General features: G+C 37.2%; 16 protein-coding genes. 10 read left to right on the top strand and 6 right to left on the bottom strand.

What is annotated here, in order from left to right; all coding sequences use genetic code 11:
• Window positions 1-413: T9SS type A sorting domain-containing protein (locus HRT72_00840; GenBank protein ID NQY66263.1), on the top strand; the 413-nt coding region annotated here is incomplete at its 5' end.
• A 278-nt stretch (window positions 414-691) separates the two neighbouring features.
• Here HRT72_00840 and HRT72_00835 read toward each other — a convergent pair.
• Together HRT72_00835 and trkA are read right to left on the bottom strand one after the other, a co-directional pair.
• On the bottom strand, window positions 692-2,137 hold the full coding sequence (locus HRT72_00835; protein NQY66262.1) for a TrkH family potassium uptake protein: 1,446 nt from the start codon (window positions 2,135-2,137) through the stop codon (window positions 692-694).
• Between the two features lie 10 nt (window positions 2,138-2,147).
• On the bottom strand, window positions 2,148-3,488 hold the full coding sequence (gene trkA / locus HRT72_00830; protein ID NQY66261.1) for a Trk system potassium transporter TrkA: 1,341 nt from the start codon (window positions 3,486-3,488) through the stop codon (window positions 2,148-2,150).
• Between the two features lie 563 nt (window positions 3,489-4,051).
• On the opposite strand from trkA, the gene HRT72_00825 reads away from it, so the two are divergent.
• Both HRT72_00825 and HRT72_00820 read left to right on the top strand, forming a co-directional pair.
• A complete protein-coding gene (locus tag HRT72_00825; protein ID NQY66260.1) occupies window positions 4,052-4,519 on the top strand; it encodes a hypothetical protein in 468 nt (155 codons plus the stop codon).
• A gap of 121 nt (window positions 4,520-4,640) precedes the next feature.
• The gene (locus tag HRT72_00820; protein NQY66259.1) at window positions 4,641-5,165 is read left to right on the top strand and encodes a hypothetical protein; all 525 of its coding nucleotides are present in this window, start codon (window positions 4,641-4,643) and stop codon (window positions 5,163-5,165) included.
• Between the two features lie 82 nt (window positions 5,166-5,247).
• On the opposite strand, the gene HRT72_00815 is transcribed toward HRT72_00820, so the two are convergent.
• The gene (locus HRT72_00815; GenBank protein NQY66258.1) at window positions 5,248-7,173 is read right to left on the bottom strand and encodes a von Willebrand factor type A domain-containing protein; all 1,926 of its coding nucleotides are present in this window, start codon (window positions 7,171-7,173) and stop codon (window positions 5,248-5,250) included.
• Window positions 7,174-7,270: 97 nt separating this feature from the next.
• Between HRT72_00815 and HRT72_00810 the strand changes: the two genes are divergently transcribed.
• The 4 genes from HRT72_00810 to HRT72_00795 all read left to right on the top strand — a co-directional run bounded on the left by HRT72_00810 (window position 7,271) and on the right by HRT72_00795 (window position 11,129).
• Window positions 7,271-7,843, top strand: coding sequence for a sigma-70 family RNA polymerase sigma factor (locus tag HRT72_00810; GenBank protein NQY66257.1), 573 nt, complete (start codon window positions 7,271-7,273; stop codon window positions 7,841-7,843).
• On the top strand, window positions 7,836-8,912 hold the full coding sequence (locus HRT72_00805; GenBank protein NQY66256.1) for a hypothetical protein: 1,077 nt from the start codon (window positions 7,836-7,838) through the stop codon (window positions 8,910-8,912). The genes HRT72_00810 and HRT72_00805 overlap by 8 nt, the downstream gene beginning before the upstream one ends.
• 30 nt (window positions 8,913-8,942) lie before the next feature.
• A complete protein-coding gene (locus tag HRT72_00800; GenBank protein ID NQY66255.1) occupies window positions 8,943-9,353 on the top strand; it encodes a hypothetical protein in 411 nt (136 codons plus the stop codon).
• Between the two features lie 162 nt (window positions 9,354-9,515).
• Window positions 9,516-11,129, top strand: coding sequence for a SulP family inorganic anion transporter (locus tag HRT72_00795; GenBank protein NQY66254.1), 1,614 nt, complete (start codon window positions 9,516-9,518; stop codon window positions 11,127-11,129).
• A 6-nt stretch (window positions 11,130-11,135) separates the two neighbouring features.
• On the opposite strand, the gene HRT72_00790 is transcribed toward HRT72_00795, so the two are convergent.
• Complete coding sequence (locus HRT72_00790) at window positions 11,136-11,747, bottom strand: hypothetical protein (GenBank protein NQY66253.1); 612 nt, start codon at window positions 11,745-11,747, stop codon at window positions 11,136-11,138.
• 30 nt (window positions 11,748-11,777) lie between these two features.
• Here HRT72_00790 and HRT72_00785 point away from each other — a divergent pair, with 30 nt between their 5' ends.
• Complete coding sequence (locus HRT72_00785; GenBank protein ID NQY66252.1) at window positions 11,778-12,176, top strand: heme-binding protein; 399 nt, start codon at window positions 11,778-11,780, stop codon at window positions 12,174-12,176.
• Between the two features lie 48 nt (window positions 12,177-12,224).
• Here the strand turns inward: HRT72_00785 and HRT72_00780 are convergent, their stop codons facing one another.
• Window positions 12,225-12,578 carry an SET domain-containing protein-lysine N-methyltransferase gene (locus HRT72_00780; protein NQY66251.1) on the bottom strand — a complete coding sequence of 118 codons (354 nt, stop codon included), beginning with the start codon at window positions 12,576-12,578 and terminating at the stop codon, window positions 12,225-12,227.
• A gap of 97 nt (window positions 12,579-12,675) precedes the next feature.
• Here HRT72_00780 and HRT72_00775 point away from each other — a divergent pair, with 97 nt between their 5' ends.
• Window positions 12,676-13,368 (top strand): hypothetical protein, encoded by a 693-nt coding sequence (locus HRT72_00775; protein NQY66250.1) that lies wholly within the window; start codon window positions 12,676-12,678, stop codon window positions 13,366-13,368.
• 6 nt (window positions 13,369-13,374) lie between these two features.
• Here HRT72_00775 and HRT72_00770 read toward each other — a convergent pair whose 3' ends face one another.
• Window positions 13,375-14,616: a hypothetical protein gene (locus HRT72_00770; protein ID NQY66249.1), complete on the bottom strand. Its 1,242-nt coding sequence runs from the start codon at window positions 14,614-14,616 to the stop codon at window positions 13,375-13,377.
• A gap of 116 nt (window positions 14,617-14,732) precedes the next feature.
• On the opposite strand from HRT72_00770, the gene HRT72_00765 reads away from it, so the two are divergent.
• A partial coding sequence (locus HRT72_00765; GenBank protein ID NQY66248.1) for a DUF393 domain-containing protein occupies window positions 14,733-14,911 on the top strand: 179 nt, incomplete at its 3' end.

Below are 14,911 nucleotides of genomic sequence, written 5' to 3'. Positions count from 1 at the left end.
GTGGCGCATTGGATGGCACTGCCACAGCAAATGTAACTGGCGGTATAATGCCATATACCTATGTTTGGAATACCGCTGACTTTACTCAAACTATTTCTGGATTAGTCGCAGCAATGTATAGTGTAACGGTAACTGATGCAAATGGCTGTAATGATACCGATTCTAGCGAAGTCAGCTATCCTGTTTCTTTAGCGGAACAGAAGTATTTTGAAGTAATAAGTGTACAAGGGAATCAAGTTTCTGCAAGAGCATCTTCAGGTACTTTAGATGTATTTACAATACTCGGTGCTAAGGTTGAATCAATCCAAGTGTCTTCTTCTGATAGCGGAATATCATTAGAAAGGGGAGTCTACATTGTTCGATATAACTCTGGCGATGTAATAGAAACGAAGAAGGTTTATATCTCTGAATAGTACAGAATATTAAAATTATTAGAAAGGCATTCTTATTACAAGGATGCCTTTTTTATTTAATAATCATTGTCAGTTTGATAAAAATGTAAGACAGACACAAAACTATCAGTTCGAGTTTTGTGTTCTTTACACAAAGTGTCGAGAATAAAGTTTTGAAATAGGTAGTATTAAAACCTGCTGTGTTCTCGATACAGTTTTTGAAGAAAAAATCATCATGATGATAAATATCATGACAGACTCGAACTGACAGTTGGTCTAAGGAGTCTTCGGATCTCTTTTTATTTGCGCCAGAAAGAACGACTGAAGAGAATTAGAACCGTAAAGATTTCCAACCTTCCAATAATCATTAAGATGGAGAGTATCCATTTACCAGCAGTTGGTATTTCTGCAAATGTTTCCATCGGACCAACCATTCCAATACCAGGGCCGATGTTGCCAAGGCTAGATGCTACAGCACCAACAGCAGATAGGATGTCTAACCCAACAAACGTCATGATAAGCGTGCTAGTAACGAAAATGGTAAAGTAGTATATCGCAAAAGCTACTACAGCTAATATTATCTTTTCTGGAACCGATTGGCTGTTAAGTCTAACTGCAATAATAGCACTAGGGTGTACCATCCGCTTTAATTCTAAGAAGGTGTTTTTAATAAGTATAGTAATCCGAACCACTTTTATTCCACCTGCAGTAGAACCCGAGCAACCACCCACAAACATTAACAAAAGAAACAAGAAGGTTAATCCATGTGTTAATGCAGTATAGTCGAATGTAACATACCCGGTGGTAGTAACTACCGAGACAACCATAAATAAGCCGTTCCTGAACGATTCTTCTAATTGGGTGTCTCCAAGTATGAAAAGCATTAACCCAACGCCTAAGCCGATTAAAAGAGATCCTGTGGCGTAAAATTTAAGTTCGTCATTGCCAAACATTTTTTTGAATTTTCCATTAAGGAAGAAGTAGTGCAGTGAAAAACTCACACCTGCTAAGAACATAAAACCGGTAATGATATATTGTATCGCTGGTCCAAATGCAGCAATGCTTGCGTTCTCTGTTGAGAATCCTCCGGTTGCCATTGTAGTCATAGCGTGGTTAATGGCTTCAAAAGGAGTCATGCCAGCTAGCCAAAGCAAGAGCGTTTCAGTTCCTGTAAGTAGAACGTAAACTCCCCATAGTCGTTTAGCCATTTCTTTTACTCTTGGGTGTATTTTGTCTGGAGATACTCCTGGAACCTCAGCTACAAAGAGCTGCATACCACCAATACCTAAGAGAGGGAGTATGGCTAGAGAGAGTAGAATAATTCCCATTCCCCCAACCCATTGCGTCATGCTACGCCAAAAAAGAATGCCAGCTGGTATTTCTTTGAGGTCTGTAAAAATCGTTGACCCTGTAGTCGTTAAGCCAGAAATAGACTCGAAGAATGCATCTGTAAAGCTTGTAGTTACTCCACTTATTAAAAATGGGAGTGCACCGAATGCGCCCATTGCGAACCAGCATAGTGTAACGATAATGTAGCCTTCGCGTTTAGAAATTTCGGAAGACGAGTTTCTAGTAGTAAACCAGAGTAGTAGGCCGGTAAAACAGGTAATTCCCGATGACCATAGTATGGAGCTTGTTGCTGTGCAATCCAATAGGAGTGATGCCGAAAGAGATGTAAGCATTAACATCCCGTAGATAATTAATAGTAGACCTAGTATGTTGCCGATTAATCTAAAATTAAACATGGTCTGCTATTTATTTGAAAAGCTTGTCAACGTCCGAGATCGCTTCTGGTAGCGCGAATACAACAACTTCATCTTCTGGTAGGATAGTAAGCTTGCTGTTTACAATAAAGCCTTTATTACCTCTAATTACACCTCCTACAATAGCACCACGCGGAAAGCTAATGTCTTTTACATTCTTGTCTGCAATCTTAGAATCTGGCTTAACTACATATTCCAATACCTCCGCATTAGCACCAGCAAGGGTTCTGGTTTCTGTTAATTCACCCTCTCGGATAAACTTGGAGATGAAGCTTGCCGCAGTTAGTTTCTTGTTGATTAGAGTATCCACACCCATGTTTTGCGAAAGGTTGATGTAGTCAATGTTGTCAACTAATGCAATGGTTTCTCTCACGCCGTGGTTCTTTGCAACCAAGCTTGAGATAATGTTTGTTTCTGAATCGCCAGATACCGCAATAAAGGCATCCATGTCTTTAATTCCTTCTTCTTCCAAGAACTCAACATCTCTGCCATCACCGTTAAGAACAAGTGTTTCGCTAAGATCATTGGCCAATTCAAAGCATTCTTCTCTGTTTTTATCGATAAGTTTTATCTGGTGTTTCTTTTGAAGCTTTTCGCAAGCCAATGCTCCGATTTTAGAACCACCTAATATCATGATCTTTTCAATCTTAATCTGCTTCTTGCCCCCAAGATACATGAGGTAATCAATTTCCTCTGGAGGGGTTATCATGTATACGTGGTCGTGCAATTCGAAAACGGTGTTACCACGAGGAATAATAGTTTCGTTTTTCCTGTGGATAGCAACAAGGGTAAAGTTTACCCTATCGAGCATTCGGGTTACTTCGATTAGAGATTTGTTAAGGGCAGGGGCGTTCTCGTCTAGGACTACGCCAATTAGAGATAGCTTGCCTCCGGAGAACTCATGAATATCAGAAACACCAGACCTCTTTAAAAGTTGGATAATCTCATCTACTACTAACTCTGCAGGGTATACAAGGTGATCTATACCTAATTTCTTAAAATCTATTTCGTTGTTATCTTCCTGGTAACCAGCATTGTTTATTCTTGCAATAGTACGTTTAGCACCTAGTTGCTTACCAAGGGCGCAAGCTGTGATGTTGGTTTCTTCGAGAGCTGTAACTGCTATTAAAAGGTCGGCTTTATCAATGTTCGCATCTTTTAGAACATTAATTCTATTTACATTACCCCGAACGGTTAATACATCTAACTGACTACTAGCTTGATCAAGAAGTTTTTTATCGCGATCAACTATGGTAATATTATGCTGTTCTTTCGTTAGCATTTTTGCTAAATGAAAGCCTACCTGTCCCGCACCTGCTATTACAATTCGCATATTATTTTCTTAAAAAAAGAAGGCAAATGTATCTATTAAAAGCATTGATACGCCAGCCGCATAGATATTTTTATTCTCATTACTAGGCAACTAGGTTAAGAGATTGTTTAGTTTTATTGTTAAACAATAACACGTGGGGTTTCTTCGGTTTTTACTCACTATAGCTGTGATACTTACGCAAGGTTTGAGTGATGTTTTCTGGATTAGCGTGTTGTCGGTTAATTGTAGATCGGCCATAATTATGTGTTATCTGAGTTTGCGCATAGCACTTGTTTTGAATATAAAATAAGCCGCGGGGATTCGCTTTGATTGTAAGTTGGTAATCTCCAATTTTCCTTCGTTATATATTAGTTTATTATATTGTATAAAGAAGAAACTTAGAGTGTTAGATGATTATATATAAAGTTAAGGTGTATGTAGTTACTGGCTGTCTAATTCAACTAGTCTCTTTTATTTTTAATTGGGTAATAGAAAGTTGTACTGAATTGATAAAGCATTGTAGAGTCTCTTGATAATAAGCCTAATCTACATTAAATTGTACTTTCGTAGTAAACAACCAAACTATGAAATACACGGTAATATTATTACTTGTAGCGTTTTTCTTCACAGCTTGTAATGAGAATCGAATCTATCGTGACAACGAACCACTTTCGCCCAATCTGGAGTGGAAGAAATCTGATTTTCGTGAGTTTGAGATTCGCGTAGATGATACTTCCATTCTGTATAATTTGGGCGTTGCCTTTAGATACGTTCATGGTTACCCTTTTAATACGGTGAATCTTCAAATAACAGAGACTAATTCTTTTGGTGAGGAGACTGTGGAGGTATATGAGATTGCCGTTAGAGAGGAGAACGGAGATTACATAGGAGAACCTGGATATGATATTTGGGATGTTGAACAAATAATTGAGGCTGATAAGGAATATTCCAAAAGTGGAATGTATCTATATAAAACAGAACACCTTATGCCGCAAGATCCTTTAGGCTTTACTATGGAAATAGGTTTGTTCTTGGATAAGGTAATCAAGTAGGCCATCAATTAAATAGTCTTGATTTGTGTTATATGCAAAATAATTGAAGAGCTTTTGTACTATTCAATTAGCAACATATCAAGTGGTGGGCTAATTTGGGTTTATAATTAAAAATAGAATTATGAAAAACGAAGTGTTTAAAATATTCAAATTGACAATAGCAGGAATACTAGTTTCAATAACTAGCTTGGCACAATTTGATACAACTGAAGTGGTTCCTACAGTAAACCTAAATGGACCACGATTAGGTGTTACTTACATTACGAATGGAGAACTAACTTCTACATTGAAGAATAAATTTGGAGCAGCACCGGTGATTACACAATTTGGTTGGCAATTTGAAAGCAGGTTTTTTACGCTTCCTTCTGGAACTTCGGGGCTTATAGAGGGTGTTGTTTTGATTGGAGGTTTAGAACAAGGGCTATTTCTACCTAGTCTATCGGGGTTAATTGGATTACGAAGTGGAGAGGGCACAGAATTTGCCTTTGGACCTAACCTATCATTGTCAGGTATCGGGTTTGCCTTCACTGTTGGCTATACTTTAACTAAGAACGGCATTAATTTCCCAATTAACCTGGCGGTAGTTCCTTCTCCAAAGGGAGTTCGGATAAGCATTATGTTCGGCTTTAATGCCAGGAAAGTTTAGAAGTTTTTAGGTCAATTTCCGACTATATAATACTTAACCCCGCTATATATTCAATAGCGGGGTTAATACTTGTCTTCTAAGCTTACTTAATAGCCATCAATAAACACGACTCTACCATCTTGATAAATTCACTTCGGTAACCAAATTTGTCTGCTCCTTTAGATTTGTTCGCTAAGGATAAAACACTCTCGTAGCTTGCGTCCCCTTTGAATTCGGAATCTCTAAGCAACATCCCAAACTGAGCAACCGCTGCAGAAAACAGAAAGTTCTCTGAATTTTTTGTAGTAACCTCTTTGCTTTTTAAGGTCTTCACGAGAAGCTTACTGGTGTCTTCGTTTGGCTCTTTGTACCTGAACTTTACGGTTAATAGTTCATCCGAATTGGATACCGCCATTATCTGCTGAAGATTGCTTTGGTATTTCAATGGATCGATGTCGTTCGTAAAAGATGACTTGACGCCGGTTGGTATGATTTCATAAAGTGCCGTTACTGTGTGTCCTGCTCCAAGTTCGCCAGCGTCTTTCTTGTCGTCGTTAAAGTCTTCGGCAGCCAGCTTTCTGTTTACGTAGCCAATAAGCCTGTAAGACTGTACTTGAGTAGGATTAAATTCAACTTGAATCTTAACATCTTTAGCAATTGTAAAGAGGGTAGAGTTTATTTCATTAACAAATACCTTTTTAGCTTCTTGTATATTGTCTATATAGTAGTAATTGCCATTTCCAGCATTGCTTATCTGCTCCATTCGGCCATCTTTATAATTGCCCATTCCAAAGCCGGTGATTGTTAGGTAGATACCATATTTCCTCCTCTCTTCAATTAATCGAACCATATCTGAGCTAGATGAAGCACCAACATTAAAGTCACCGTCTGTAGCAAGTATAATGCGATTGTTACCATTAGCGATTAGGTTCTCTTTAGCCACTTTGTATGCAAGTTTTATTCCTGCGCCACCGGCAGTAGATCCTCCAGACTGAAGATGATCTAGGGCCTTAATGATTGTCGACTTCTCACTAATCGGCGTTGAAGGGAGTACTAATCCAGCTGCACCTGCATACACTACTATTGCAATTCTATCTTCGTCTTTCAGAGAGTTGATGAGAAGCTTCATAGAAGATTTAAGGAGTGGTAGCTTGTTGTTTGCTCCCATCGAACCTGAAACGTCTATAAGAAATACAAGGTTAGATGGATTAGCCTCCGTGTAGTCAATCTGCTTTCCTTGAAGACCAATATGTACCAATTGGTGATTTGGATTCCAAGGTGCTGCGCCTATCTCTGTTGTAATTGAAAAAGGATCTTCTCCTTTTGGTTCAGGATAATTATAACTGAAATAGTTTATCATTTCTTCTATCCGTACAGCATCTTTGTTTGGATACTGTCCGTAATTGATCATCCGTCTAATATTCGAATAAGATGCGGCATCTACATCAATGGAAAAAGTAGACAGCGGTTCGTTTAAAGGGCTGACGTACGTATTGTCTCTAATTATATTGTACTCTTCAGTATTGTACTGATTACTTGAAAAATTCGAAAAATTCCCAAATACTTGTCCTTGATTCGGGGACGATAAGCATCTCATGATTTTTGAACTCTTAGGGTGAATTTTACCTGGTCCTTTATCGTATTTAACTTTTTCGTGATATTCACGAGTAATTTCCATTACCTCGTCCTCTACTATTTCTATTTCCAATTCTTTTTGATCTTTGACCGTGATTAATTGAGAATAAACCAGAGTGATCTCAATGGAGTCTCGAGTGCCTACAAAAACTTCTTTTACTAAGTGGTCTTTCGCTGTAAATGTTAAAATTGTATTTGGGCTTGTTGCTTCAATTGAGAACTCACCAAGTTTATTTGTTTTCGATTTTACTTGTGTGTTTTTAACTTGGACAATAACACTACTTAAAACTGTATTGCTGTTTTTAACAATTCCAGTTACTTGTTTTGCATAGCTTATAAGGCTGATAAATAGTAGAGTTAAACTAAGGGTAGTTATTTTGATCGTTGCTTTCATAATTATAAGTTTTTCCTTTATGATGCAATCTCAATCGAGATTCCATAAGCACTTCGTATCTTTTTTATAAATTGTGTAAAATTCCCCGAGCTATTCAATGAATTTAAGTTTCGATCGAAAATATGACGACCTATCAGATAAGGTATTGCTTAAGCATTACAAGAATTCTGGTGACTTAGAGGAGCTCGGTGAACTCTACCATCGCTATATGCATTTGGTTTTTGGTGTGTGCTTAAAATATCTAAAGAACAAAGCCGATAGTGAAGATGCCGTGATGAATATCTTTGAAAAGTTGATTCATGATACACAACGTTTTGAAATAGATAACTTTAAAAGTTGGTTACATGTTACCTCAAGAAATTTTTGTTTGATGCAAATTAGGTCTGGGAAATCGAAAGCTGGTGCAGAATCTAAGATGGATGATATGGAATATACCATCCCTATGCATCATGTAGAAGAACCTTCGATTGAAAACGATTTGACTGCTTTAGAGAAATGTATTAATAAACTTCAGGCCGAACAAAAGAAATGTGTAAAGTTGTTCTTTTTAGAAGATAAGTCATATAGGCAAATAGAAGAAGTAGCGGGGTATGAGCTTAAAAAGGTAAAGAGCTATATTCAAAATGGAAAAAGGAATATTAAAACGTGTTTAGAAAAAAGCCGTGAGTAAAAGGGACGAACATATCACCCAACAAGAGTTAATCGATTATCACGAGAATCGATTGAGCGATGAAGCTATGCACAGTATTGAATTCCATGCATTGGAATGTGAATTTTGTGATGAGGCATTGGATGGTTATGCGATGTTGGGAGATGAAGCTAAATCGTCTCTCACAAACCTTACAAGAAGAATTGAAACGAGAGTGGTCGATAAGCCGGTTACCTTCGACTTAAAAAGAATTCTGGCTATTGCAGCTTCATTTTTAATTTTCGGTATTGGAGCTTTCTTATACTATGGAGCCGATAATAATCAATCTACAGAAAGTTTAGCGCTGGTAGTTGAGAAGGAGAATGAGTATGATAAACCTATGTTTTATAAGAGTGCAAAAAATAAAGAGAAGTTAGATTCGGAAGAAGTTCTGGAAGAGGAAGAGGATTTGGAAATGGGTATAAGCGAGTCATTATCAGACTTAGAATCGGAGTTGTATCAGGAAGAGGTTGTTGAGTTTGAGGATGAAGTAGTTGAAGAGTCGGTAAGAGAGAGACAAGATCAAGAAGAAGTAAAAGAGGAGATTGTAAGTCTCTCTCCTAAAGAGGATTTGTCGGTAACCGAAACTTCTGTATCTAAGTATGTAGAGGAGAGAGAAGAAGCTATGAAAATGGTAAAAGAAAGAAGCGTGAAGTCATTTAATGCTTTAGCCGTACCAAGAGAAAAAATGTCTCAACCGAAGAGCGCAGTGATTGAAAGTGAACCCTATTCACCAGCACCAGAAGTAAATGCAAGTGATCAGGAAACGGTAGCAACAGTTGGTCGCTATAAATACGTTAAAGGGAATTATGCGGAGATGTATATACTTAAATCTAATGGCAAGTTTAAGCAGTCGGCTACCAATGATGAGTCAGGAGGTGGGAGTTATACTATAAAGAGCGACACGTTAATCTTCCATTTTACGATTATTAATAATTCTGAAACAACTACTACTGTTAGGTTCTTATCTAAGGATGGGGGTATGTATCCTTTAATTAATACTGTAGCTGGGTCCAAGCCTAATTTGAATAAATTTTACAAGCACAGATAATCTGGACTGATTATTGTTTTCGAGGAAAGCATGAAACCCACTCAACTTTTAGTACCTCTTTTTTTACTAATTACTTCAGGGCAATTAATGGCTCAAGATGAATACAGCGAGGAAGAGGATATTATCATGGATTGCTTATTAAATGATACTGAAGAAGAGCAGATCCAATGTTTAGAAGCCGAACATTTACGAATGGATTCTATAATTAATGCGACATACAACTTTCTTCATAAAAGATATACCGATGAAGGAGATATGAGTAGTAGGGGGTCTTTAAAATATACTCAGAAACAATGGGAGATGAAGAAAGAAATGCAAAAAAGCATATTTGCGAAACTTAATCTTAGCAAGGAAGGAGATGTAAGAATGTGTCTTCAATATTTAGATGCTACTCGCTTTCGGCTAAATCAGATGGCAAGAGAGGCTAACCGCGCAAAATAGCGATATTGTGTTTCTGTATTCATAGTATCATTCACATACCTAGCCTGTTGTCTTTATGGTTTAGGTAATAGCTTCATTTTAGCATTCTCAATGTGTATCCTTAGGTAGTCTATCGTGTAGAAACCATACCTTTGCCGACTTTTTAGACTTAGATTCATAAAAATGAAAAAGCTTTTTCAAAATTTCACATTCAACGCTAAAGACGATATTCTTTCCGGTCTTACTGTTGCATTGGCACTAGTTCCAGAGGCGGTAGCCTTTGCTTTTGTTGCAGGGATAGATCCTCTAGTGGGTCTCTACGGCGCATTTATAATGGGACTAATTACTTCTTTGTTTGGAGGTAGGCCAGGTATGATTTCTGGTGCTACTGGTGCGATGGCAGTGGTTATGGTACATATGATTCAGAAAGGAAACGAAGTTGGATTAACCTTAGAGAATCCCATTGAGAACTTAGGATTACAATGGCTATTTATTACTCTGATTATTGTAGGTGCAATACAAATTGCAGCTGGGATTTTTAAGCTTGGTAAATTTGTACGATTAATACCGCATTCTGTTATGATGGGCTTTGTGAACGGATTAGCAATCGTGATATTTTTGTCGCAACTAGGTTTGTTTAAAGAAAGTATTGATGGTAAAATGGTTTGGATGCAAGGACAAGACATGTATATGATGGCTGGATTTGTTGGTCTTACCATGTTAATCATGTACCTCCTACCTAAATTGACTACTAAGGCGCCAGCAGCTCTTGTTGCTATTGGCGTAGTAGCTGCCATCACAATTTTAGGTGGCTTGGATGTAAATACGGTAGGCTCTTTTATTAAAGATGGTGGAGGTGATGGGCTAAGTGGTTCACTACCAGTTTTTCAAACCGGCTTATTTGATTTTGTATCGACTTTAGACGGGCATTGGAGTTTAATATTGTCAACTGCATTTTTACTAGCAGCAGTTGGTTTGATAGAATCTTTAATGACTTTAAACTTAGTAGATGAGATTACTGAAACAAGAGGAAGTGGAAATCTGGAATGTGTTGCTCAAGGAGGTGCTAATCTTCTAAACGGATTATTTGGCGGTATGGGTGGTTGCGCCATGATTGGTCAGTCACTGATTAATGTTAACTCTGGTGGTCGTGGTAGGTTATCTGGATTTACTGCATCGATTGCCTTGTTGTGTTTCATTCTATTCGGTGCTTCTTTTATTGAGCAGATTCCTTTGGCGGCACTTGTTGGTGTAATGTTTATGGTTGTTATAGGAACGTTTGCATGGAGTAGTTTTCGAATTATTACTAAGATACCAAAGGCTGATGCATTTGTTTTGATAGTTGTGTCTGCCATAACAGTATGGCAAGATTTGGCTATTGCAGTAATCGTAGGGGTAATTATTTCAGCTTTAGTTTTTGCATGGAAAAATGCAACTATGATTAGAGCTCGAAAGAGTATTAAAGAAGATGGAACTAAGGTGTATGAGATTTGGGGACCTTTGTTTTTTGGATCTGTACAAGCGTTCACTTCTAAATTTGATGCGAAAGATGATCCGGATAAAGTGGAAATAGACTTTATAGAATCTAAAGTAAACGACCATTCTGGAATTGAAGCGGTGCGGGTAATAACAAGAAAGTATATCGATTTAGGAAAAGATGTGAAGTTGGTTCATTTAAGTCCTGAATGTAAAACGCTTCTATTAAAGGCAAATCCAGTGTTTGCTGAGATTATTACCAGCTCTAAAGATGATCCTAAATATCGTGTTGCAACGAACTTAATGGACGACGAGATTTAGGCTTCACTACTCAATTGAGACTTCTTTCTTAGTTTTTCCGCTAGGCAAAGTATAAGCTAAGCCGATAGACCAGATAGTATAATTTTGCTTAGAGAAAATAAACTGAGAAGTTCCATTTCCACTCGAGCTTTTATATGAGTCAAGAGCTCTGTAATAGCTGAAGTAAAAATTGTAATTATCTTTTATAATAAATCTAATTTTTACCGATGGGCCTAAGTAAAAGTTTTTATCGAAGTAGCTCCCTTGGTGATTCCAGCTAAAGTACTCCGGATCGTCATGTTCAAGCACTGTCTTAGAATTATATTCCCATATTTGAAAAGTAGGAGTTAACCCAATTTCCAAATAAGGTACCTCCCCCCTCAAATGAAGAAAAACAGGTGTGCATATGGCTATTACTCGATTAGTTCTTGTTTCGGTTGACTCTTTATAAGAGTACAGATCTCTTTCTTCGAAATATGAAGAGAAATATTTGACCGATAGGCCACTACCAAGCACAACGGATTTTTTAGAACATCGAATTATTCCTCCAAGAGAGAAGGCTTCTGAACTAGAAATATCATTCCAATATTGGAATGAACAAGTTGTAATAATTAATTGAATCAATGTTATATTTACCACCCTTAATAATTAAACGTTAAAACTAGAATTATGAATATTACATTAGAACAAGCTGAGCAAGTAATAGTTGCTGCAAAAGCTAAATCTGTAGAGATCGATACTAAAATGAATATTGCTGTTGTTGACGCTGGAGCTAACTTGGTAGCATTTGCAAGAATGGACGGAGCATGGTTAGGGTCATTAGATATCTCTATCAAAAAAGCAAAGACTGCTAGATTCTTCGATATGAACACAGGTATCATTGGTTCTCTTTCTCAACCAGGTGGTGANTTATATAACATCGAACATTCTAATGGTGGGTTAATTACTTTCCCAGGTGGTATTCCAATTAAAAATGCTGCTGGTGACATTATCGGTGCTGTAGGTGTAAGTGGTAGTTCTGTTGAGAACGATCACACGGTTGCAGAAGCTGGTCAAGGCGCTGCATAAAGAAATTTAATTTCGAATAAGAAGGGTAGTCCATATGGGTTACCCTTTTTATTGGATATAGTCTTCGAATTCTTGATTGTAGAAAATTGTTATTTCTTCTCCTTCTTCAATGTTTCTAGTTGCAATAAAGTCTTGTGTTTCCGTTTCTGGATTCTGTGCGGTTACTTTCGCACTTGCATCTTTATTGTGGTTAAAGAAACTTCCAATACTGCTAATACATAAAGCGTAAAAGTCATCGCTCCACGGGAATTGTAAGGTTGCAATACTTTCTGGCAATTCTTCATGATGCGACAAGAGTAATACATGGCAAGTTGCAATGGTCTCGCCGGATTTGATGTTTCGTGACGCAAAAACGCCTTTGCCATGAATGGGACTTTCCTTGATAATTGCGTGCTTAGACATGTTAGATTGAGATTAATGAAAGATGTTGTTCTAAAGTAGTTAAGAATTTACTCGTGTAAAAATAATAAGTCCTGTTGATTTCGGTAAATTTGATTTGATGACACGGAGGTTTTTAATTATAGGATTGCTTTTATGTATTACATCCTTTACCGGATGGGCAGGAGACGACTTACTTATCAAGAAACCTTCAGAATCTGCTTCCAAAGGTTTAGAGGATGGTCTTAAAAAAGGGAAACTCTACATTGGTGGAGATGGCCGTACTTCTTTTGCATTTAATCAAACAGTAAAATTTGGCGGATTTAGAATAGGTTGGGAGGCTTTCGATAGACATCGATTTGGAATAAGCTTTCATGAATTGAAAGAACCTATAGAAATAAGCGTAGAGTTAGATCCATTTACTCAACCAGGTTTGAAACGGATATATTTTGATTACGAATATTTCTGCTTATTCTATGAACCTATATTTTACACTTCTAATAGATTGCAGCTGTCTGCACCGGTTCATTGGGGAAGAGGTACTCTTTCAAGGAGCTATAAGGATGCATTGGGTCGACTTCATGAGTATGATTCGGGAGTATCTAAGATGGCCGAAATATCTTTTGCAGCAGAGTATAGACTTTTAAGATGGCTCTCTTTAGGTACAGGTGTTGGCTATCGATTTCAAAGAAGAAGTACAGCGGTAGAGAGAAAGGCTTTAAATGCTCCGATGGTCGCACTCCATTTTCATTTCTTGATGAAAGAATTATGGAATATGGCTTTTCATAAAGAAAAGCTAGAACCTTGGAAGTAGGTAGCCCTAAAAACTTTTCATCCAAGAAATCATTGGGACAGGGAAGGAATTTACATTTCCAACCTGGTCTATTCGTATTACTCCGGATAGAGTTACTTGAAAAGCTTCATCGTGCGATCGGATAAATCGCATTGTAGGCATTAATAATATTGTAGTATTAAACTTACTACTCTTTGTGATTTTCCCTTCACCAATTATATGTTCGGTCGTAATATCCTCATATTCTATGATGCCATTCTCATAATTAGATACTTCGTAAGTTACACTTACATTTTTATCGGTGTACTTAACTTCATCGGGTCTAGAGAAGAAAACCATTGAGTCGAATATGAAACTGGCTTTTTTTCCAACTGGAGCTATCCCAGAAAAGCTCGTTACGAAGGCTGTCTTTAACTCTCTATCGTAGATGTTATTCGATTGATATTCATTCCGCAATGCGTTATATGCGTTGTTATCTTCGATATAATAGTCAGTGTCTGTATAACCATAGTTGCCATAAATATCGTAGTAATATTCTTGTTCGTTTCTAGAAAAAGAATAAGTCTGACCAATTATTTTTTTATTATTATCATAGTTTCTAATTATTGATGATGAATACGCAAAACCGGCTGAAATACTGAAATTCGATTTTCTAGTTCCGTGAGTCATTGTGAGCCAATGTAATCCCCCGAAACCTTTGGCATTAAATATATATCCAGAAGAACCTAATATTGTTCCAAGAGCAAAATGTGTTTTTCCTTTCGAGTTAAAAGAGTATTTCGCAGCCAAACCAATTGGGCTAGCAATCCAAGTAGCCATAATCCCCAATGATAAATTATCTGAAACGGCAAATTGTACTTCAGGTCCATATATGTGTAGCATGGCATAATTCTCACCTTTTTTAATAGGGAGTGCATTTGCACTTAAATAGTATCTTGTTGTAAGTGCTCCGTCTTCTCGGTAATCACCATAGTCCTCTGTTGTTGATTCTACAGAGGTTTCCGCAACTTCAATAATTTCACTTATATCTGATTTGTTAACGTAGATCTTTCCTATTGATTTAGTTTCTAATAGAATTTCTCGTCCGTCATCGGAAAGAATAAAACCATAATGCTCGGTTCCTCCTCGTTGTTTAATCAAGTAATACGTTTTAGTAGCAGAACTATCAGGAGAGTTTGCAGTTACTTCTGTTTTGTTACTCGAGTCTTGAGAGAATACCGGTGATATAGAATAAAAAGAAATAAGGATAAATAGAAGGTGCTTAATCATGATATGGTTTATTAGTTACAGTAAACTTAAGTGAATAATAACTTGCGTTCAAATTGTAATGTGCAACTCTCTTTGTTTTTATTTGCGTTTCTTGCAAAGAAAAGTGCAACAGTAATTTGGAACAGATTAAGCATATCGTTTTTTATGATGGTGTTTGTTCTATGTGTAGTAGGTTAGTGATATTTGTTATGGCCAACTCAAAAGAGAACAATATTTATTTCTCAGCACTCCAATCCGAATTTGCAAAGGATTTTCTTTCGTTAAAAGGTATATCGACTTTGGGGCTGAATACATT

This window comes from Flavobacteriales bacterium, from assembly GCA_013214975.1.
Lineage (GTDB): Bacteria > Bacteroidota > Bacteroidia > DT-38 > DT-38 > DT-38.
The sequence above is the reverse complement of the archived record's forward strand: the minus strand, read 5'-3'. Positions and strand labels throughout refer to the sequence as shown.